This window comes from Streptomyces sp. NPDC051136 (assembly GCF_044455745.1).
GTDB lineage: Bacteria > Actinomycetota > Actinomycetes > Streptomycetales > Streptomycetaceae > Streptomyces.
The window spans coordinates 26,382-44,921 of sequence record NZ_JBITFE010000008.1 but is presented as its reverse complement, the minus strand read 5'-3'; the positions used below and the strand labels follow the sequence as shown (position 1 = coordinate 44,921).

Below are 18,540 nucleotides of genomic sequence, written 5' to 3'. Positions count from 1 at the left end.
GAGCGCGGCCGCGGCGGAAGAAGGTGGGGGTCAGGGGTGTGCGGTGTCTCGGATGCCGGAGGAGACGGGAGGCGCCCGGCCGCTGTCGTGGCTCGTACGGCCGGGGGAGACCGGCACAGGGCCGGACCCGGCCGGGGCCCGGGTGCGGGCGGCGGGGACGGCGCCCGCACCCCGTGCAGGGGTGGCCGCGGGGTGATCCGGTGCCGCGGGGCGCTCGGCGAGCTGGTCGTGCCGGGCCCGGGGCTGCACGGCGCAGTCCGGTGTGCACCCGTCGTCCACGTGGAGGTCCGGGGCGGGACGCGGTACGGCGGTGGCGCCCGCCACCGCGTGGGCACCGGCGTGCCCGGCGTGGGCACCGGCGTGTCCGTCGGCCCCGGGGCCGGCCTGGACCACGGACAGCAGGAGCGTCAGCAGGACGGTGAGCACGGTCGCGAGCCGTCGGCGCATGCACCGTCCCCTTTCATGGCGGGCGGGCGGGTGAGGGGGCGGGTGGGAGCCCGGGCTCCGGCCGGGGAGTGGGCGGCCAGAGCCACGGGCGGTTCGAGGGAGCGTCAGGGCTCGATGAGCCCGGCGCGGATGGCGTACCGGGTCAGCTCCAGGCGGTCGCGCAGACCGAGCTTCTGCAGCAGGTTCGCCCGGTGGCGCTGGACGGTCTTGATGCTGATGAAGAGGATCTCGGCGATCTCCTTCGAGGAGTGGCCCTCGGCGACCAGCTTGAGGACCTCCTCCTCGCGCGGGGTGAGGATGTGGTCGGAGGTCTCCTCACCGTGCCGTACCCGGTCGAGGTAGTTGCGGATCAGCGCCGTCACCGCACCCGGGTACAGGAAGGGCTCGTCGCGCATCGCGGCCCGGCAGGCGGCGACCAGGTCCCGGTCGGCGACCGACTTGAGCACGTATCCGCAGGCCCCCGACTTCAGCGCCTGGAACAGGTACTGCTCGTTGTCGTGCATCGTCAGCATCAGGATGCGCAGCCCCGGTTTCAGCGCGGTCAGTTCGCGGGCCGCCTGGAGACCGGTGAGGCGGGGCATCGCGATGTCCAGGACGGCGAGGTCCGCCTCGTGGGCCCGCGCCATGTCGATGGCCTCCGCACCGTCCCCTGCCTCGGCGACCACCTCCAGGTCCGGCTCGCGGTCGAGGATGAGACGCACCCCGCGCCGCACCAGCGCGTGGTCGTCGGCGAGCAGGATGCGGATCTTCACCGGGGCGGACGCCCGGGACGCGCCGGGCACGGCGGAGGCCGCGTAACCGGCGTAGGCGGACGGTTCGTCCTGCGCGGACCGCTCGTACGGCTCGTACGGCTTGTTCCGCGCGGACCGCTCGGACGGCGCGGGCCCCTCGGGCAGGGACGGGTCGGTCATGGTCGGGCTACTTCCTCAGGAGGGGTGCGGTGAGCCGGATGCGGGTGCCGGAGCCGGGGGCCGACGTGATGTCGAGGGCGGCCCCGATCAGCAGGGCCCGTTCCCGCATGCCGCGGATGCCGGCGCCCTCGTGCGCCGCCTCGATGCCCCGGCCGTCGTCCGCGACGGTGAGCGTCACGGCGCCGTCGGCGCGGCCCAGCCCCACCTCCAGGCGCTCGGCGTCCGCGTGGCGGGCGGCGTTGGTCAGGCTCTCCTGCGCCACCCGGTAGAGGACCAGTTCGGTCTCGTGGTCCAGGACCGGCAGGTCGGCGTCGAACCGGCGGACCACCCGCAGACCGGTGTGGGTGGCGAAGTCGTGGGTGAGCGAGGACAGCGCGCTGACCAGGCCGAGGTCGTCCAGGACACCGGGCCGCAGCCGGCGCACCAGGCGGCGGACCTCGTCCAGGCTCTCCCGGGTGATCTCCTGCGCCTGGTGCAGCTCGCCGCGCAGCGGCTCCTGCGCGTCGTCCGCGGCCCGCCCCAGGACCAGCAGGATCGCCGTCATGCTCTGCCCCACCTCGTCGTGCAGCTCCTGCGCGATACGGCGCCGCTCCGCCTCCTGGGCGAGCAGCACGCGGGCGCTGCTCGTGGCCCGCTCGGTCTCCAGGCGGTCCAGCATGGCGTTGAACGTGCGGATCAGCTCCGGCACCTCGCCGCCGCCGGAGACCGGCAGCCGCTGGCCGGGGCGCAGCAGGTCGACGGTGGTCATCAGCTTGGTGAGCCGCCCCAGGGGTGCCAGTCCCCAGCGCAGCAGCGCGCCGTTCGCCACCAGCATCACGCCCATGCCGACCACCAGGACGACGGCCTCGGTCAGCAGGATCGGCACCGAGACGGTCACCGGAGCCCACAGCAGCAGCGCCGTGGCGAAGCCCAGCACCACCGCGTTGAGCCCGAAGATCCGCCAGAACAGGGACACCGGGGGTACGCCTCCTTCAGCGACGTGTCGACTGGTACGCCTCTACTGTCGGTCATGTCGGTCATGTCGGTCATCGCGCGCCCTCGGTGGGAGCTGCGGTCCGGGTGGCGACCGAGCAAGCGACCAGCGTGCCCTGCCGGAACCTCCCGGTCGATGGGTGGCGACCCCCATTTCCGGGTTGCCGTGCACCCACGTGGGCCTCGGGCGCACCGCCCGGTGGATCCCGGGCCCCCGGGCAAATGGGTCCTGCGCCCGATGGGTTTCCCCGGGCCGCCCGGCCATGGTTGAGGACGACCGGGACCGACCGGCCCCGGCGCCACCGCACATCCGCGGCACCCTCCGGGGTTCCGCGGCAGCCTCGCGGAACCCGCGAGCACCCCGGGAACCCGCAGCACCTTCCGAGAAGAGGACCACGCACCGTGTCGCTCGACGCCTCCCGCATCGAACCCCGCCCCGAGCGGCTGACCGCTCACGAGGCGCGCCAGCGTCTCGAACACGCCCGCAACACCCGCCTGACCCAGCTCCGGGCCCTCGACGAGAGCGGCCAGGCGGACGACCAGCTGATGTCCGCGCAGAAGGCGGCGATCGAGCGGGTGCTCAAGGAGATCGACCAGGCCTTCGCCCGGGTCGAGGACGGCACCTACGGAGCCTGCCTGGGCTGCGGCAAGCCCGTCCCGGGGGAGCGCCTGGAGATCCTCCCCTACACGCGGTACTGCGTCGCCTGCCAGCGCCGCGCCGCGGCCTGACCGACCTTCCCGCCCCCCGTTCCCGTCTCCCGTCCCCCTCTTGTCCCTCCCGCCCTGCCCAAGGGGTGAAGTGGTGAACCAGCAGATCACCGGCGACCGCGGCACGCGCCCGGCGCCCCTGTCGCCCGAGGACCTCGCCGCGCTCCGGGAAAACCTCCACGAGCAGCGGCTGTTCCGCGAGGAGCAGTTGCGGCGGCTCGCGGTGGTCCCGTCCCGCGCCGACGAGCCGGCCGAGCGGCCGTCCGCCGCGCGGGAAGAGGTCCCGGTCGAACCGGCGGCCTCGGCGCGCATGGTCCTCGCCGACGTGGAAGCCGCCCTCGACCGCATCACCGAGGGCCGCTACGGCCGATGTCACCTGTGCCGGCGTGCCATCCACCGCGACCGGCTGGCCGTAGTGCCGCAGGCCCGCTACTGCGCCCGCTGCCAGCAGGTGCGGGAGGCCGGACGATGACCGTGCTCCGGTGGCCCCGCGCCGCCCTGACCCGCCACCGGCCCTGGCCGCTGTGCCGGCGGTGCGGCGGCGTCGCCCTCGACCTGGGCAGCGCCCGTACCCGGGCCTGGGTCGCCGGGCGGGGGATGATCCTCGACGTGCCGACGGTGACCTTTCCCGGCGCCGGCGCGGTGTACCCCGTCCAGCGCGGCTCCATCGTCGACACCCAGGGCACCGCGCGGATGCTGGAGCGGCTGCTGGGCCACCGGCTGCCGCGCTTCGCCCGTCCGGTGGTCGTGGTGACCGCGCCGGTGCTGGACGGGCCGGCCTTCCGGACCGCGGCCCGAACGGCCGTGGAGGTGCTGCGTCCGCGCACCGTGCTGACCGTTCCCGGCGCGCGGGCGGTGGCCCTCGCGGCGGGCGCCGACCTGTCCGGGCCGCTGCTGGTCATGGACATCGGCGCCCATCTCACGGAGGTGGTGCTCCTCGTGGACGGCGCCGTCTTCGACGCCCGCCGCGCCGCCCTGGGCACCGGGGACGTCGACGACGACACCCCCTCCGCGCGGCTCGGCGAGGTGCTGGCCGGCATGACGACGTCCATGCTGCGGCAGGACGCCACGTCCCTCACCGTCGAGGCGCTGAACCGGGGACCGCTGCTGGCGGGCGGCGGCGCACTGCGCCCCGAGATCACCTGCCGGCTCGCCGACCTGCTGCACGTACCGCTGCGGGCGGTGCCGGCACCGCACACCGCCGCCGTGCGCGGCGCCGCGAAGCTCCTGGAGGCCACGCATCCCCACCCGCCGGTCACGGGCCCGGACTCCGCAGACGACGACCATCCGCACTGAACCCGCCCCGAGCCAGGAAGGAGCGACACCGTGGCCGGAGAGACTCCCCGGTCCCAGCCGACCCCCGCCGACCCCGGGCCCGGGTCCGAGGCCGGGGCCGTGGGGCACCCGTACCTCCTGCCGCGGCGGTGGCGCCGCAACCCGTTGCGGCGCCCGACCGACCGGCTGCGGGCCCGGATCGGGCTCGGGCTCGTGCTCGCCGTGCTGGTGGCGGCCCCGGCGGCGATGTTCCGGGTCGGGGACAGCGCCTACCGGCACTACGTGGGCACCGCCGCGCACCAGGCGCAGACCCGTGACCACCGGCCCGCGGTCCTCACCCACGACGCCCCGCGCCACCCCGAGCCGGGCTCCGACGAGGCGAAGAAGACCCGCTACCCGGTCACGGTCCGCTTCACCGGCCCGGACGGCGCCGTACGGACCGGGACGACCGAGGTGGCACCGGGGCTGCCGGCCGACAGCACCGTCCTGGTCTGGGTCGACACGGAGGGCGTGATCACCGGGCCGCCGCTGACCACGGAGGAGATCCGCAGCCGCACGATGGGCTGGGCGGTCCTCGCCTTCCTGGGCGTGGTCCTCACCGGCCTCGCGGCCCACGCCGTCACGGGGTGCGTGCTGCACCGGCGCAACCTCGCCCAGTGGGACGCGGACTGGGCCGCCACCGCCCCGCGCTGGTGCGGACTCCCGTGAGGTCCGGGGACCGCGGGCCGCTCAGGCCGTCGCCGCGTCCGCCGCCGGTGGGGCCAACTGCCGCGCCAGCCAGGTCGGTACCCCGCCGAGCAGCCGGAACAGCCGCCGCGCCTCCTCCCGCAGCCGGGACGCCTCCGGCTCCGACTCGGCGTCCGCGAGCGAGGCCAGTGCGGGCGCCGTACCGACGAGGTAGCCCAGCTCCTCGCGGATGCGCAGCGACTCGGCGAAGCCGTGCCGTGCCTCGGTCAGTTCCCCCTCGCGCAGGGCGAGTCCGGCCAGATGGCGCCAGGTGAAGGAGAGGAGCAGCGGATCGGCGTGCGCCGTCGCGCCGGCGTGCGCGCGCCGGTACGCCGCGCGGGCGGCCTGCGGCGACCCGGTCAGGTTCTCCGCGAGGAGCCCGCGCCGGAAGTCCAGGAGCGCCCGCCCCTTCGCCCCCGGCGCGATCAGCGCGGCCGCCCGGCCCAGCGCGGACCGCGCCTCGTCGGCCCGGTCACGCGTCTGGTGCACCGTGGCGGCATAGGCGAGTTGACCCCGTTCACAGGCCGCGGCCCCGCGTTCGTCGTCGCTGTGGGCCAGGGCCTCCGCGGTGCGCAACGCGTCCTCCGCCTCGGCCCAGCCCTGCTCCGTGTACAGGCACCGCTCCACCAGCAGCGCGGTCCGCTGCAAGGCGGTGTCCGCGGTGACCGGCTCCAGCAGGGCGGCCGCGTCGGCCCAGCAGCCGCGCGAGCGCAACCGCCACACCGCGGTCTGGAGCGGATCGTCACCGTCGGTCGTTCCCCAGCCAGAACCAGCCATGGCGGAATGCGCCACGTCGCCCTCCCCTTAGCACGCCATCGAGCTCTCGAGTGGTGGCCGCATCTCAGCACGGATCCGGCGGCCCGGCCAAGGGGATGGGTGAAAGATTTCACAAAGTCGTGGACTTCCCGCTCCCGGGGTTTGGGACGGGGTGCGGCCCTCGGGAGCCCCGCGCCTCAGCTCATCCGCAGGGCCAGGAAGAAGTCGAGCTTGTCCTCCAGGCGCGACAGGTCACGCCCCGTCAACTGCTCGATCCGCCCGACGCGGTAGCGCAGCGTGTTGACGTGCAGGTGCAGCCGGCCCGCACAGCGCGTCCAGGAGCCGTCGCTCTCCAGGAACGCCTCCAGCGTGGGGATCAGCTCGGCGCGGTGACGGCGGTCGTAGTCCCGCAGCGGGTCGAGCAGCCGGGCGGTGAAAGCGCGCCGCACGTCGTCGGGGACGAAGGGGAGCAGGAGCACGTGCGAGGCCAGCTCCTGGTGGCCGGCCGCGCAGACCCGCCCCGGCCGTGCCGCGGCGACCCGGCGCGCGTGCCGGGCCTCCTCCAGCGCCCCGCGCAGCCCCTCCGCCGAGTGCACGGCCGCGCTGACGCCGAGGGTGACCCGCCCGTCGCCGTCCAGACCCGCCGCCAGCGGCTCCCGTACGGAGGCGAGCAGCACGTCCGCGACGACCCCGCTCTCGGAGCCGTCGTGCTCGCTGGAGACCGCCGGAAGCGGTACGAGGGCGACCGCCTCCTCGCCGGTGTGGGCCACGGCGATGCGGTCGGACTGCTCGGGCCCGGTGGTGCGCGGGTCGACGAGGATCTCCTCCAGCAGGGTCTGCGCGATGCGGCCGGTCTGCTCGTCGCCGTCCGCCCACTCCACCCGGGCCACCACGACCTGCCAGTGCGGTGCCGCGCCGAGTCCCGGCAGCAGCACCGGTGCCGCCACCCGGAGCCGGGCCGCGATCTCGGCCGGCGCGGCGCCCGTCTGGACCAGTTCCAGGACCTCCTGGGCCAGGCGCCGCCGCACCGTGCGCGCCGCGTCCCGCCGGTCCCGCTCGACCGCGATCAGCTGGGTGACGCCGTACAGCAGGTCGAGGCGTTCCTCGGCCCAGTCCCCGGCGTCCGCCTCCACCACGAGGAGCCAGTCGGACAGCACCGTCTCGCGCACGTCCCGGCCGGCGCCGGGGCCCTGCGTCCTGGCGCCCGGGGGCGTCACCGGGGTCTGCCCGCGGCCGCGCACCGGGAAGAGGCTGTACGTCGTGGAGCCGACGGCCACCCGGTGCGGCGCGCGCCGGCCCGTGCGGGTGGCCGCGAGGTGCTCGGCCGCCAGCTTGGCGCACACCTCGGCGCTCAGCGCGGGCTCCGCGTCCTTCGGCCCGGCGACCTGCCGTCCGGTGGGGGAGAGCACCCAGGCCCGCAGGTCGAGATCGGAGCCGAGCAGATCCAGGACGACGTCGGGGCCGCCGCCCGCGGGACCGGAGGTCATCATCCGGCGGTGCCGGTCCACCACGGCAGCCAGGTCCCCGGCGCGCTCGCCGGAGACCTGGCGCACCACGTGCTCGGTGACCGTCGCGAAGGCCACCGACTCGTGCACCGCGAACAGCGGCAGCCGGTGCCGCGCGCACGCCTCCACCAGGTCCTCGGGGACGCACCCCAGCTCCGCCTCGCCGGCGGCCAGCGCGACCACCTGCGCCTGCACCAGGAGGCGGACGAAGGGCTCGGAGTCGGCGGCGTCCCGGCGCCAGGCCAGGCCGGTGAGCACCAGCTCGCCGCCCGACAGGTAGCGGCTGGGGTCCCGCAGGTCGGTGGTCATCACGCCGCGGACCGTGCGGTCCAGCTCGTCCTCGCCGCCGAGCAGCTTGAGGCCCAGCGCGTCGGTGTCCAGCAGTGCGCGCAGCCGCATTCTCGTCGCCGCCGTTCTTTGTCTCGAAGTGTTCCAGGTCACGCGGCCGTGTCGCCCGATTCCAGAGGAGAACAGGGAGGCATTTGTGCACCTCCGTTCATACGAATCTACAAGATGCCCGCCCTGGCCAGCCAACTCCTTCATGGTTTCTGCGACTGACCCTGGTGGAGCACACGACGGTGTACTGAGGCCATTCCACGTGAACAGCACATGAACGAGCCGGGCCACCGCCCACGTGGATGGCCTGATCTCTACGGCCGCCACAGGCCCGGCCACGGTACGCACGGCCACCGCACGCACGCACATCGCACGCACGGACATCGGACCCGGACACCACCGCACGCAGACGAGGAGGAGAGCCGGTCATGGACTTCCTTCGCCCCGCCCGCTGGGAGGAGGCGCTCGCCGCGAAGGCCGAGCACCCCACCGCGGTGCCGATCGCGGGCGGTACCGACGTGATGGTCGAGATCAACTTCGGTCACCGCAGGCCCGAGTACCTCATGGACCTGGGCCGGGTCACCGACCTCGCCGAGTGGGAGGTCGGCGAGGACTCCGTACGGCTCGGTGCCTCCGTGCCCTACACCAGGATCATGGAGAACCTCAGCACCGAGCTGCCGGGTCTCGCCCTCGCCTCGCACACGGTCGCCTCCCCGCAGATCCGTCACCGCGGCGGCGTGGGCGGGAACCTCGGCACCGCCTCCCCGGCCGGTGACGCCCACCCGGCCCTGCTCGCCGCCGGCGCCGAGGTCGAGGTCGAGTCGGTGCGCGGCGTGCGCCGCATCCCCATCGACGCCTTCTACACCGGCGTGAAGCGCAACGCGCTGGAGCCCGACGAGCTGATCCGCGCCGTGCACGTCAGGAAGGCCGACGGGCCGCAGCAGTTCTCCAAGGTCGGCACCCGCAACGCCATGGTCATCGCCGTGTGCGCCTTCGGCCTCGCCCTGCACCCCGGCACCCGCACCGTGCGCACCGGCATCGGCTCGGCCGCGCCCACCCCGGTCCGCGCCGGGGCCGCCGAGGAGTTCCTGAACGCGGCGCTCGAGGAGGGCGGCTTCTGGGACAACGGCAAGATCGTCACGCCCTCGGCCGTCAAGCGGTTCGCCGACCTGTGCGCCGCCGCCTGCAACCCGATCGACGACGTCCGCGGCACCGCCGGCTACCGCCGCCACGCGGTCGGCGTGATGGCCCGCCGGACGCTCACCTGGACGTGGGAGTCGTACCGGGGAGCCCGCCGCACCACGGAAGGAGCCGCGTGATGCGCGTCAACTTCACCGTCAACGGGCGTCCGCAACAGGCCGACGACGTGTGGGAGGGCGAGTCCCTGCTGTACGTGCTGCGCGAGCGGATGGGCCTGCCCGGCTCCAAGAACGCCTGCGAGCAGGGCGAGTGCGGCTCCTGCACGGTCCGCCTGGACGGCGTGCCGGTGTGCTCCTGCCTGGTCGCGGCCGGACAGGCCGAAGGCCGCGAGGTCGTCACCGTCGAGGGCCTGGCGGAGTTCGCCCGGCGCCGCGCCGGGGGCGACGCAGCCGGCGCCCGCGCCGGGGAGAGCGCCTCGCTGGACGCGGCCAGGCGCTGGCAGGCCGGCGGAACCGACTCGCAGACCGGCGAGAACATCGAACTGGCCCCGATCCAGCAGGCGTTCGTCGACGCCGGCGCCGTCCAGTGCGGCTTCTGCACCCCCGGCCTGCTGGTCGCCGCCGACGAACTCCTCGAACACCACCCGGACCCGACCGACGAGGACATCCGCGAGGCGCTGTCGGGCAACCTGTGCCGCTGCACCGGCTACGAGAAGATCATGGACGCGGTCCGCCTGGCCGCGGCCCGCCAGGGCGAGGGGGCCTGAGATGGCTGCCGACGGCGCACCCACCGGCATCACCCAGGGCACCCGGACCGGGGGCGGCATCGGTGAGTCCACGCTCCGCCCGGACGGTGTCCTCAAGGTCACCGGCGAGTTCGCGTACGCCTCCGACATGTGGCACGAGGACATGCTCTGGGGCCAGATCCTGCGCTCCACCGTCGCGCACGCCGAGATCCTCTCCGTCGACACGGCCGAGGCCCTCGCCACCCCCGGCGTGTACGCCGTCATGACGTACGACGACCTGCCCACCGACGTGCGCCACTACGGACTGGAGATCCAGGACACCCCGGTCCTCGCCCACGGCAAGGTCCGCCACCACGGCGAGCCGGTCGCGATCGTCGCCGCCGACCACCCGGAGACCGCGCGCCGCGCCGCCGCCAGGATCAGGGTGGAGTACCGGGAGCTGCCCCTCGTCACCGACGAGGCCTCCGCCACCGCCCCCGGCGCGATCCTGGTCCACGAGCACCGCGACGACCACCACTCGGGCCACGTCCCGCACCCCAACATCGTGCACCGCCAGCCCGTCGTGCGCGGCGACGCCGACGCGGCCGCCCGGCGCGCCGACGTGATCGTCACGGGGGACTACCGCTTCGGCATGCAGGACCAGGCCTTCCTCGGCCCCGAGTCCGGTCTCGCCGTGCCCGGCGAGGACGGCGGCGTCGACCTGTACATCGCCACCCAGTGGCTCCACTCCGACCTGCGCCAGATCGCCCCCGTGCTCGGCCTGCCCGAGGACAAGGTGCGGATGACCCTGTCCGGCGTCGGCGGCGCCTTCGGCGGGCGCGAGGACCTGTCGATGCAGATCCACGCCTGCCTGCTGGCCCTGCGCACCGGCAAGCCCGTCAAGATGGTCTACAACCGCTTCGAGTCCTTCTTCGGCCACGTCCACCGTCACCCGGCCCGCCTCCACTACGAGCACGGCGCCACCCGGGACGGACGGCTCACCCACGTCAGGTGCCGCATCGTCCTGGACGGCGGCGCCTACGCCTCCGCCTCCCCGGCGGTCGTCGGCAACGCCGCCTCGCTCTCCGTGGGACCGTACGTGTGCGACGACGTGGACATCGAGGCCCTGGCCCTGTACTCGAACAACCCGCCGTGCGGCGCCATGCGGGGCTTCGGCGCGGTCCAGGCGTGCTTCGCCTACGAGGCGCAGATGGACAAGGTGGCCGCGGAACTCGGCCTGGACCCGGTGGAGTTCCGCCGGATCAACGCCATGGAGCAGGGCACGGTGATGCCCACCGGACAGCCCGTCGACTCCCCGGCACCCGTGGCCGAACTCCTGCGCCGCGTCCAGGCGATGCCGATGCCGCCGGAGCGCCAGTGGGAGTCCAGCGAGGGCGCCGACGTGCGGCAGCTGCCCGGTGGCCTGTCCAACACCACGCACGGCGAGGGCGTCGTACGGGGTGTCGGCTACGCGGTCGGCATCAAGAACGTCGGCTTCTCCGAGGGCTTCGACGACTACTCCACCGCCCGGGTCCGCCTGGAGGCCGCCGGCGGCCGGCCCGTCGTCACCGTGCACACGGCGATGGCGGAGGTCGGCCAGGGCGGCGTCACCGTCCACGCGCAGATCGCCCGCACCGAGCTGGGCGTCACCCAGGTCACCATCCAGCCCGCCGACACCCGTGTGGGCTCGGCCGGCTCCACCTCGGCCTCCCGGCAGACCTACGTGACCGGCGGCGCCGTCAAGCACGCCTGCGAGCTGGTGCGCGAGCGGGTCCTGGAGATCGGGCGCCGCAGGCTCGGCCCCTACCACCCGGCCTGGGCCACCGCCGAACTGCTCCTGGAGGGCGGCAAGGTCGTCACCCGCGCCGGGGAGGTCCTCGCCGACCTCGTGGACGTCCTGGAGGACGAGGTGGTCGAGGTCGAGGAGGAGTGGCGGCACCGGCCGACCGAACCCTTCGACCGGCGCACCGGCCAGGGCAACGGACACGTCCAGTACTCCTTCGCCGCGCACCGCGCCGTCGTCGAGGTCGACACCGAACTGGGCCTGGTCAAGGTGATCGAACTGGCCTGCGCCCAGGACGTCGGCAAGGCGCTGAACCCGCTCTCCGTGATCGGCCAGATCCAGGGCGGCACCGTCCAGGGCCTGGGCATCGCGGTGATGGAGGAGATCGTCGTCGATCCGGTGACCGCGAAGGTCCAGAACCCGTCCTTCACGGACTATCTCCTCCCCACGATTCTCGACACGCCGGCCCTACCGGTCGACGTGCTCGAACTCGCCGACGACCACGCGCCCTACGGGCTGCGCGGAGTCGGCGAGGCACCCACCCTGTCGTCCACCCCGGCGGTCCTCGCGGCCATCAGGGACGCGACCGGGCTGGCGCTCGACCGCACGCCCGTACGTCCGGAACACCTCACCGGCACGGCGGGACCCGATCGGCACCCCCAGGACCCTCCGGGCGGCGCACGGAACGTCACACCCTCCGCGCCGCCCGGAGCACCGACCAAGTCCCGCTCCGCTCGCGGCACTTGAAGCACCATCGGCACCACCACGAGTATCACCGGCACCACCACGAGTACCAGCAGCACTGTCAGCACCGCCAGCCACATCCGTACCACCACACATGCGTTCGTCTCGGGCCGTCCCCCGGGTCGTGCATATCCCAAATCCCGCGGCCGCCCCAGCGGCCGGCCGGGTGCACCTATGAACCTTGGGAGACGGCCCCATGACCCAGCAGTCAGTGGAGCCCAAGATCACCGCCGAAGACGCGGGCGCGGGTTCCCGCGTCCCCGGCGGACGGTCTTGGCTCGACCGGTACTTTCACATATCCCATCGGGGATCCACGGTCGCGCGTGAGGTGCGCGGCGGTATCACCACCTTCATGGCGATGGCGTACATCGTCCTGCTCAACCCCGTGATCCTCTCCGGCAAGGACGCGGCCGGGGACACCCTGGGCCAGAAGGCCCTGATCACCGCGACGGCGTTCGCCGCCGCGCTCACCACGCTCCTCATGGGCTTCGTCGGCAAGGTGCCGCTCGCCCTGGCGGCCGGGCTCTCGGTCTCCGGCGTGATCGCCGGACAGGTCGTCCCGCAGATGACCTGGCCGCAGGCCATGGGCATGTGTGTGATGTACGGCGTGGTGATCATGCTGCTCGTGGTCACCGGGCTCCGTGAAATGATCATGAACGCGATCCCGCTCGCCCTCAAGCACGGCATCACCATGGGCATCGGCCTGTTCATCGCCATCATCGGTCTGGTCAAGGGCGGTTTCGTCCATGCCGGCAAGGCGACCCCGCTCACCCTCGGCCCCGCGGGCGAACTCGCCGGCTGGCCGGTCCTGCTCTTCGCGGGCACCCTGCTCCTGATCTTCATGCTCCAGGCCAGAAACATGCCCGGCGCCATCCTGATCGGCATCGTCACCGGCACCGTCGTCGCCGCGATCCTCAACGCCGCCGGGGTCATCGACCCCGAGCAGTGGGCCAACGGCGCCCCCGAGCTGCACGGCAGCGCGGTCTCCATGCCGGACTTCTCCCTCTTCGGCAACCTGGAGTTCGGCGGCTGGGGCGAGGTCGGCGCGATGACGGTCGGCATGATCGTGTTCACGCTGGTGCTCGCCGGGTTCTTCGACGCGATGGCCACCATCATCGGTGTCGGCACCGAGGCCAAGCTCGCCGACGAGAAGGGCCGCATGCCGGGTCTGTCGAAGGCGCTGTTCATCGACGGCGCCGGCGGTGCCATCGGCGGTGTGGCGGGCGGCTCCGGCCAGACCGTCTTCGTCGAGTCCGCGACCGGCGTCGGCGAGGGGGCCCGTACCGGACTCGCCTCGGTCGTCACCGGTGTGTTCTTCGCGGCCTGCCTCTTCTTCACCCCGATCACCGCGATCGTGCCGCAGGAGGTCGCCTCGGCGGCCCTGGTGGTCATCGGCGCGATGATGATGATGAACGCCCGGCACGTGGACTGGGCCGACCGGGCCACCGCGATCCCGGTCTTCCTGACCGTCGTCCTGATGCCGTTCACGTACTCCATCACGGCCGGTGTCGCCGCCGGCGTCATCTCCTACGTCGCGATCAAGGTCGCGCAGGGCAAGGCCAGGGAGATCGGCGCGTTCATGTGGGGCCTGACGGTGATCTTCATCGTCTACTTCGCCCTCAACCCGATCGAGAGCTGGATGGGCGTGCACTAGCCGCCACGACGGGAACCCTTCACGTACCCGTCGCCCGAGGAGGACCGGAAGATGCTGGACATCGCCGAGGAGCTGCACCGGTGGGTCGAGCAGGGACGCGACTTCGCCGTGGCCACCGTGGTGGCCGTCGGCGGCAGCGCCCCTCGGCCGACCGGCGCCGCCCTCGCGGTGGACGCCGACGGCACGGTGGTCGGCTCGGTCTCCGGCGGGTGCGTGGAGGGAGCCGTGTACGAGCTGTGCCGGCAGGCCCTCCAGGACGGGGGCACCGTCACGGAGCGCTTCGGATACAGCGACGAGGACGCCTTCGCCGTGGGGCTGACCTGCGGCGGGACCATCGACGTCCTGGTCACCCCGGTCCGGGCGGGCGACCCCGTGCGCCCCACCCTGGCCGCGGCCCTCGCCGCCGCCGCGCGCGGGGAGACGGCGGCCGTCGCCCGGGTCGTGAGCGGCCCGGCCGAGCTGGTGGGCCGCGCGCTGGTCGTCCGGGCGGACGGCTCCCGCACCGGCGGCTTCGGCGGCCATCCCGGGCTGGACCGCACGGCGGCCGCCGAGGCGGGCGCCTTCCTCGACGCCGGGCGCACCGGCACGCTGCGGATCGGCGAGCGGGGCTCGCGCTGCGGAGCCCCGCTCACCCTGCTGGTCGAGTCCTCGGTCCCGGCACCCCGCATGATCGTCTTCGGGGCGATCGACTTCGCCTCGGCGCTGGCCCGGGCCGGCAAGTTCCTCGGCTACCACGTGACGGTGTGCGACGCCCGCCCCGTCTTCGCCACCCGGGCCCGCTTCCCCGACGCGGACGAGGTCGTCGCCGAGTGGCCCCACGAGTACCTCGCCCGCACCGCCGTGGACGCCCGCACGGTGCTGTGCGTGCTGACCCACGATGCCAAGTTCGACATCCCGCTGCTCCGGCTGGCGCTGCGCCTCCCGGTGGCGTACGTCGGCGCCATGGGCTCGCGCCGCACCCACCTGGACCGCGAGGCCCGGCTGCGCGAGGTGGGCGTCGGCGACCTGGAACTGGCCCGCCTCAGGTCGCCGATCGGCCTCGACCTCGGTGCCCGCACCCCGGAGGAGACGGCCCTGTCCATCGCCGCCGAGATCGTCGCGAGCCGCCACGGGGGTACCGGCGCCGCGCTGACCGGCGCCCGCACGCCCATCCACCACGACGGCCGGACGGGCCCGGCGGGGCGCATCGGCTCGGTGGCGTAGGCCCCCGTGGGCGGCGGTGACCGGTGGCTCGGTCGAGCCGCCCTCAGTCCCGGCCGGACCTGCTCCGGGACAGGGACACCTCCGCGACCACCGGCCGGTGGTCCGAGGCCGCGGGTTCCCGAGGGACCGCGACGTCGCGCACCCGCACGCCCTCGCCCACGGCCACGTAGTCGATCCGCTTCACCGGGTCCTCGGCCGGATACGTGTCCGCGGCCCCCGCGCCCGCGTCGCGCAGCTCCTTCCACAGCGGCGCCAGCTCGGGCGCCGAGGGCTCGGCGTTGAAGTCACCGAGCAGGAACTGGCGGACACCCGGCAGTCCCGCCCGCTCCCGGGCCATGATCCGGCGGGTGTCGGCGACCTGGGCCTGCCGCACCGCCGGGTCCGCGCGGTAGTCGAGGTGGGTCACGAACACCTGGACCGGCACGCCCCGCACCTTGAGCGTCACCTCGCCGAACCCGGGCGCGGGGGCGGGCACCGGGTTCTCGTCCTGCGTGGACAGGCGCGTGATCTCGTGGTTCACCGCGGAACGGACCGGGAAGCGGGACAGCACCGCCACGCCGTACTCGCGCCGGGGCTCCCCGGCCGTCACCGGATCGAGGCTGTAGATCGGTGCGAACGACACCCGCATGCCGAGCCGTCGCGCCAGCTCCCCGGCCACGTCGAGCCCCTGACTGCGGGCTCCCCAGTGCACGTCGACCTCCTGGAGTCCGATCACGTCCGCGTCCAGGGCACGCAGCGCGGCGGCCTGCCGGTCGAGGTCGAAGACGCCGTCGGAACCGGCCCCGGCGTGGATGTTGTACGTGGCGATGCGCAGCGGCACGGGGCGGCCCTGGCCGGCGGAGGCGGGCGGCGCCTCCACGGCCACGGTCAACAGGGCTCCGGCGACGGACAGTTGGATGAGGGTGCGCGCTCTGGGAGACATGCCGGCACGGTACGCGGGAAACGACCGGGACGGGGCCCGCGCCACCTTTCCGACACCGGCCGGTCCCTCGCGGGTGGCCGGCGGTTCACGGGACGCGCGGCCGACGGTTCACGGGGCGCGCGGCCCGGGGTCACGGGCTGCGCAGCAGGTGGTCCACCGTGCGGCCGAAGACGTACCGGCCCGAGCGGCCGAGGACTCCGTCGAAGAGGGAGGGGAGGAGCCGGACGTCCAGTTCCTCGCGCCAGCCGACGCGGGTGCGGCCACCGGGCCCGGGGCGCACCTCGATCTCCGCCCAGCCCCGGACCACCCGGCCGCGCTTCTCCAGCCGGCACCGGCCGGGGGAGTCCTCCCGCGGCGGCCGCCAGACCGTCACCTCCATCGCGTCGTCGAAGACGAGCCGCCCGGCGCCCGTGCGGGCCACGACGACCGTGCCCCGGCGGGTGGGACCCGGCGGGTCGGCGGTGACGCGGGTCAGCGGCACGGTGTCGCCGTGCCGCTCCCAGCGGGTGAGCCTGCGCCAGGCCTCCTCCGGGGCGAGCGGGGCGGTGCGTACGAACGAGAAGGTGGCCACCGGACGATCGTAGGCAACGACGGGCCCTCCTACCGGTAGACCTCGCCCGGCTCGGCCTTTCCGGGGGCGAGCAACTGGGGGACCGTCACGAAGACGTAGCCGCGCTTCTTGAGCGCGTCGATGATGCCGGGTACGGCGGGCACGGTGCCGTCGTAGATGTCGTGCAGCAGGATGATGCCGTCCCGGGACGACTGGTCCAGGACCCGCTCGGTGATCAGGTCGGAGTCGTCCGTCTGATAGTCCTTGGCGGTCACGCTCCACAGCACCTCGGAAAGTCCCAGTTCACGGCAGATGTCGTGCACCGTGTCGTCCGTGCGGCCCTGCGGCGGGCGCATCAGCGTGGGGCGCTTGCCCGTCAGGCGCTCTATCTCCTTGTTCGGGCGCTCCAGCTCCTGGCGTATCTCCTCCGGGCCGGCGTCGGTGAGGATCCTGTGCGTCCAGGTGTGGCTGGCCACCTCGTGGCCCTCGTCCGCCATGCGCCTGACAAGCTCGGGGTACGTGTCGATGTGCCGCTTGCCGAGCAGGAAGAAGGTCGCCGGGACCTGCTTGTCCTTGAGTATGTCGAGCAGGCGTGCGGAGTTCTCGCTCGGTCCGGCGTCGAAGGTCAGCGCGATGCACTTGGCGTGCGCGCAGTCGGCGGTACCCAGTCCGGCCGCACGGGCCTGGGTGCCGGCGGCGTTCCGGGCGGAGCTGGGGGAGTTCGTCTCCAGCTTCGTGCAGCCGCTCAGTGCGAGGGTCAGCGAGGCGGCGGCCGCGAAGGCCGCGAGTGCACGCAACCTGTTCCCCGGTTTCGTCATCTTCCTGGTCAGTGAAGGCATGCGAGGACTATACACAGCGAGTATATACGCAGTTTATAGTCCCCCTTCGAATGCGAGTTCGGGGTAGTGGGGGTGTTCGCCGGGTTACTCAGCCGACACGCACGTGACGGCGAGAGTGAGGAGAAGCCCGTGAGCGAGAGCACCGGGGCCGTCGGCCCCAGAAGCGGACGGACCTGGCGCCGGGCCCTGGTGACCGGCGGCGCCGGGTTCGTCGGATCCCACCTGTGCGGCCGTCTGCTCGACGCCGGTACCGACGTCGTCTGCCTGGACAACCTGGCCACCGGCTCGCGCGCCAACGTGGCCGAACTGGAGCGGCGGCGTGGATTCCGGTTCGTCCGGGCCGACGCCATCGACCCGGAGGCCCTGCGCGGTGTGCCCGGCCGCTTCGACCTGGTCCTGCACTTCGCCTGCCCGGCCTCGCCCGTCGACTACCTCCGGCTGCCCCTGGAAACCCTCGACGTCGGCAGCACCGGCACCCGCAACGCCCTGGAGCGGGCCCACGCGGACGGTGCCCGCTTCCTGCTCGCCTCCACCTCCGAGGTGTACGGCGACCCGCTGGAGCATCCGCAGCGCGAGACGTACTGGGGCAACGTCAACCCGATCGGCCCGCGCAGCGTCTACGACGAGTCCAAGCGCTTCGCCGAGGCCCTGGTCACCGCCCACCGTCAGGTGCACGGCACCGACACGGCCATCGTCCGGATCTTCAACACGTACGGGCCGCGGATGCGCACCGGGGACGGCCGGGCCGTACCCACCTTCATCGCGCAGGCGCTGGACGGCATGCCGCTCACCGTCGCCGGCGACGGCGGCCAGACCCGCTCCCTGTGCTACGTCGACGACACCGTGACGGGCGTGCTGGCCCTCGCCGCGTCCGGGGAGAGCGGGCCGATGAACATCGGCGGCGCCGACGAGATCACCATGCTGGAACTGGCCCGCCGGATCGTCGAACTCACCGGCTCGGGCTCCCGTATCCGCTTCGTCGAACGCCCCGTCGACGACCCCGGCCGGCGCAAGCCGGACACCACCCTCGCCCGGGAACGGCTGGGGTGGCGGCCCGGCGTGAGCTGGAACGAGGGCCTGGAGCGGACCATCGGCTGGTTCGCACACGCCGTCGCCGCCTGAACGGCGCCGCCCGGTCCGGGCCCCGCCTCAGGCCGGCGCGTGGCCCGGGCTCTCGCCGGTGCGGCCGGGTCGAGTCCCCCTTCGTACGGCGGCCGCCGCGCTGTACCCCGCCTTCGGCCGGTGCCGCCTGACCCGGCCTCCGACCTCCCTCGTTCGGCTGGGGCTCCGATCCGGTTCTGCCTGCACGGTCCTGACCGATGCCGGTGCCGCCGTGCCTGGGCGC

18 protein-coding genes are annotated in these 18,540 nt (G+C 73.8%); 10 read left to right on the top strand and 8 right to left on the bottom strand.

Annotated elements, in window-relative coordinates:
- Positions 1–30: 30 nt before the first annotated feature.
- The 3 genes from ACIBCJ_RS23140 to ACIBCJ_RS23130 form a co-directional block, all read right to left on the bottom strand.
- Positions 31–447, bottom strand: a complete 417-nt coding sequence (locus tag ACIBCJ_RS23140) for a hypothetical protein (protein WP_362092952.1) — start codon at positions 445–447, stop codon at positions 31–33.
- A 104-nt stretch (positions 448–551) separates the two neighbouring features.
- Positions 552–1,358, bottom strand: a complete 807-nt coding sequence (locus tag ACIBCJ_RS23135) for a response regulator transcription factor (RefSeq protein WP_365978286.1) — start codon at positions 1,356–1,358, stop codon at positions 552–554.
- 7 nt (positions 1,359–1,365) lie between these two features.
- Positions 1,366–2,313 carry a HAMP domain-containing sensor histidine kinase gene (locus ACIBCJ_RS23130; protein WP_362092958.1) on the bottom strand — a complete coding sequence of 316 codons (948 nt, stop codon included), beginning with the start codon at positions 2,311–2,313 and terminating at the stop codon, positions 1,366–1,368.
- Positions 2,314–2,732: 419 nt separating this feature from the next.
- Between ACIBCJ_RS23130 and ACIBCJ_RS23125 the strand changes: the two genes are divergently transcribed.
- From ACIBCJ_RS23125 to ACIBCJ_RS23110, 4 genes are all read left to right on the top strand, one after another.
- The gene (locus tag ACIBCJ_RS23125; protein WP_362092960.1) at positions 2,733–3,059 is read left to right on the top strand and encodes a TraR/DksA C4-type zinc finger protein; all 327 of its coding nucleotides are present in this window, start codon (positions 2,733–2,735) and stop codon (positions 3,057–3,059) included.
- Positions 3,060–3,129: 70 nt separating this feature from the next.
- Positions 3,130–3,510 carry a TraR/DksA C4-type zinc finger protein gene (locus ACIBCJ_RS23120; RefSeq protein ID WP_365978285.1) on the top strand — a complete coding sequence of 127 codons (381 nt, stop codon included), beginning with the start codon at positions 3,130–3,132 and terminating at the stop codon, positions 3,508–3,510.
- A complete protein-coding gene (locus tag ACIBCJ_RS23115; protein WP_365978284.1) occupies positions 3,507–4,334 on the top strand; it encodes a rod shape-determining protein in 828 nt (275 codons plus the stop codon). The genes ACIBCJ_RS23120 and ACIBCJ_RS23115 overlap by 4 nt, the downstream gene beginning before the upstream one ends.
- Positions 4,335–4,364: 30 nt before the next feature.
- Positions 4,365–5,021, top strand: coding sequence for a hypothetical protein (locus ACIBCJ_RS23110; protein ID WP_365978283.1), 657 nt, complete (start codon positions 4,365–4,367; stop codon positions 5,019–5,021).
- Between the two features lie 21 nt (positions 5,022–5,042).
- Here the strand turns inward: ACIBCJ_RS23110 and ACIBCJ_RS23105 are convergent, their stop codons facing one another.
- Together ACIBCJ_RS23105 and ACIBCJ_RS23100 are read right to left on the bottom strand one after the other, a co-directional pair.
- Positions 5,043–5,831 (bottom strand): hypothetical protein, encoded by a 789-nt coding sequence (locus ACIBCJ_RS23105; protein ID WP_362092969.1) that lies wholly within the window; start codon positions 5,829–5,831, stop codon positions 5,043–5,045.
- 161 nt (positions 5,832–5,992) lie between these two features.
- Positions 5,993–7,699 (bottom strand): PucR family transcriptional regulator ligand-binding domain-containing protein, encoded by a 1,707-nt coding sequence (locus ACIBCJ_RS23100; protein WP_362092971.1) that lies wholly within the window; start codon positions 7,697–7,699, stop codon positions 5,993–5,995.
- Positions 7,700–8,064: 365 nt separating this feature from the next.
- On the opposite strand from ACIBCJ_RS23100, the gene ACIBCJ_RS23095 reads away from it, so the two are divergent.
- From ACIBCJ_RS23095 to ACIBCJ_RS23075, 5 genes are all read left to right on the top strand, one after another.
- Positions 8,065–8,955 (top strand): FAD binding domain-containing protein, encoded by an 891-nt coding sequence (locus ACIBCJ_RS23095; RefSeq protein ID WP_362092974.1) that lies wholly within the window; start codon positions 8,065–8,067, stop codon positions 8,953–8,955.
- The gene (locus ACIBCJ_RS23090; RefSeq protein ID WP_365978282.1) at positions 8,955–9,542 is read left to right on the top strand and encodes a (2Fe-2S)-binding protein; all 588 of its coding nucleotides are present in this window, start codon (positions 8,955–8,957) and stop codon (positions 9,540–9,542) included. The genes ACIBCJ_RS23095 and ACIBCJ_RS23090 overlap by 1 nt, the downstream gene beginning before the upstream one ends.
- A 1-nt stretch (position 9,543) precedes the next feature.
- Positions 9,544–12,030, top strand: coding sequence for a molybdopterin cofactor-binding domain-containing protein (locus ACIBCJ_RS23085; RefSeq protein ID WP_365978281.1), 2,487 nt, complete (start codon positions 9,544–9,546; stop codon positions 12,028–12,030).
- Positions 12,031–12,223: 193 nt separating this feature from the next.
- Positions 12,224–13,681, top strand: coding sequence for an NCS2 family permease (locus tag ACIBCJ_RS23080; RefSeq protein WP_362092983.1), 1,458 nt, complete (start codon positions 12,224–12,226; stop codon positions 13,679–13,681).
- Positions 13,682–13,732: 51 nt separating this feature from the next.
- The gene (locus ACIBCJ_RS23075; protein ID WP_362092985.1) at positions 13,733–14,884 is read left to right on the top strand and encodes an XdhC/CoxI family protein; all 1,152 of its coding nucleotides are present in this window, start codon (positions 13,733–13,735) and stop codon (positions 14,882–14,884) included.
- 43 nt (positions 14,885–14,927) lie between these two features.
- Here the strand turns inward: ACIBCJ_RS23075 and ACIBCJ_RS23070 are convergent, their stop codons facing one another.
- The 3 genes from ACIBCJ_RS23070 to ACIBCJ_RS23060 form a co-directional block, all read right to left on the bottom strand.
- Entirely contained in the window at positions 14,928–15,806 is an 879-nt protein-coding gene (locus ACIBCJ_RS23070; protein WP_365978280.1) for an endonuclease/exonuclease/phosphatase family protein, read from the bottom strand.
- A 130-nt stretch (positions 15,807–15,936) separates the two neighbouring features.
- Positions 15,937–16,377 carry an SRPBCC family protein gene (locus ACIBCJ_RS23065; RefSeq protein ID WP_362092991.1) on the bottom strand — a complete coding sequence of 147 codons (441 nt, stop codon included), beginning with the start codon at positions 16,375–16,377 and terminating at the stop codon, positions 15,937–15,939.
- 29 nt (positions 16,378–16,406) lie between these two features.
- A complete protein-coding gene (locus ACIBCJ_RS23060; protein ID WP_399283096.1) occupies positions 16,407–17,195 on the bottom strand; it encodes a polysaccharide deacetylase family protein in 789 nt (262 codons plus the stop codon).
- 129 nt (positions 17,196–17,324) lie between these two features.
- Here ACIBCJ_RS23060 and ACIBCJ_RS23055 point away from each other — a divergent pair, with 129 nt between their 5' ends.
- Positions 17,325–18,317 carry an NAD-dependent epimerase/dehydratase family protein gene (locus tag ACIBCJ_RS23055; protein WP_365978279.1) on the top strand — a complete coding sequence of 331 codons (993 nt, stop codon included), beginning with the start codon at positions 17,325–17,327 and terminating at the stop codon, positions 18,315–18,317.
- The last annotated feature ends 223 nt before the right edge of the window (positions 18,318–18,540 follow it).

What these genes read in the sequence shown, in the direction of transcription:
- ACIBCJ_RS23140 (WP_362092952.1), bottom strand. Translation starts at nt 447, where the DNA reads ATGCGCCGACGGCTCGCGACCGTGCTCACCGTCCTGCTGACGCTCCTG.
- ACIBCJ_RS23090 (WP_365978282.1), top strand. Translation starts at nt 8,955, where the DNA reads ATGCGCGTCAACTTCACCGTCAACGGGCGTCCGCAACAGGCCGACGAC.
- ACIBCJ_RS23060 (WP_399283096.1), bottom strand. Translation starts at nt 17,195, where the DNA reads ATGCCTTCACTGACCAGGAAGATGACGAAACCGGGGAACAGGTTGCGT.
- ACIBCJ_RS23095 (WP_362092974.1), top strand. Translation starts at nt 8,065, where the DNA reads ATGGACTTCCTTCGCCCCGCCCGCTGGGAGGAGGCGCTCGCCGCGAAG.
- ACIBCJ_RS23075 (WP_362092985.1), top strand. Translation starts at nt 13,733, where the DNA reads ATGCTGGACATCGCCGAGGAGCTGCACCGGTGGGTCGAGCAGGGACGC.
- ACIBCJ_RS23135 (WP_365978286.1), bottom strand. Translation starts at nt 1,358, where the DNA reads ATGACCGACCCGTCCCTGCCCGAGGGGCCCGCGCCGTCCGAGCGGTCC.
- ACIBCJ_RS23115 (WP_365978284.1), top strand. Translation starts at nt 3,507, where the DNA reads ATGACCGTGCTCCGGTGGCCCCGCGCCGCCCTGACCCGCCACCGGCCC.
- ACIBCJ_RS23080 (WP_362092983.1), top strand. Translation starts at nt 12,224, where the DNA reads ATGACCCAGCAGTCAGTGGAGCCCAAGATCACCGCCGAAGACGCGGGC.
- ACIBCJ_RS23100 (WP_362092971.1), bottom strand. Translation starts at nt 7,699, where the DNA reads ATGCGGCTGCGCGCACTGCTGGACACCGACGCGCTGGGCCTCAAGCTG.
- ACIBCJ_RS23085 (WP_365978281.1), top strand. Translation starts at nt 9,544, where the DNA reads ATGGCTGCCGACGGCGCACCCACCGGCATCACCCAGGGCACCCGGACC.
- ACIBCJ_RS23070 (WP_365978280.1), bottom strand. Translation starts at nt 15,806, where the DNA reads ATGTCTCCCAGAGCGCGCACCCTCATCCAACTGTCCGTCGCCGGAGCC.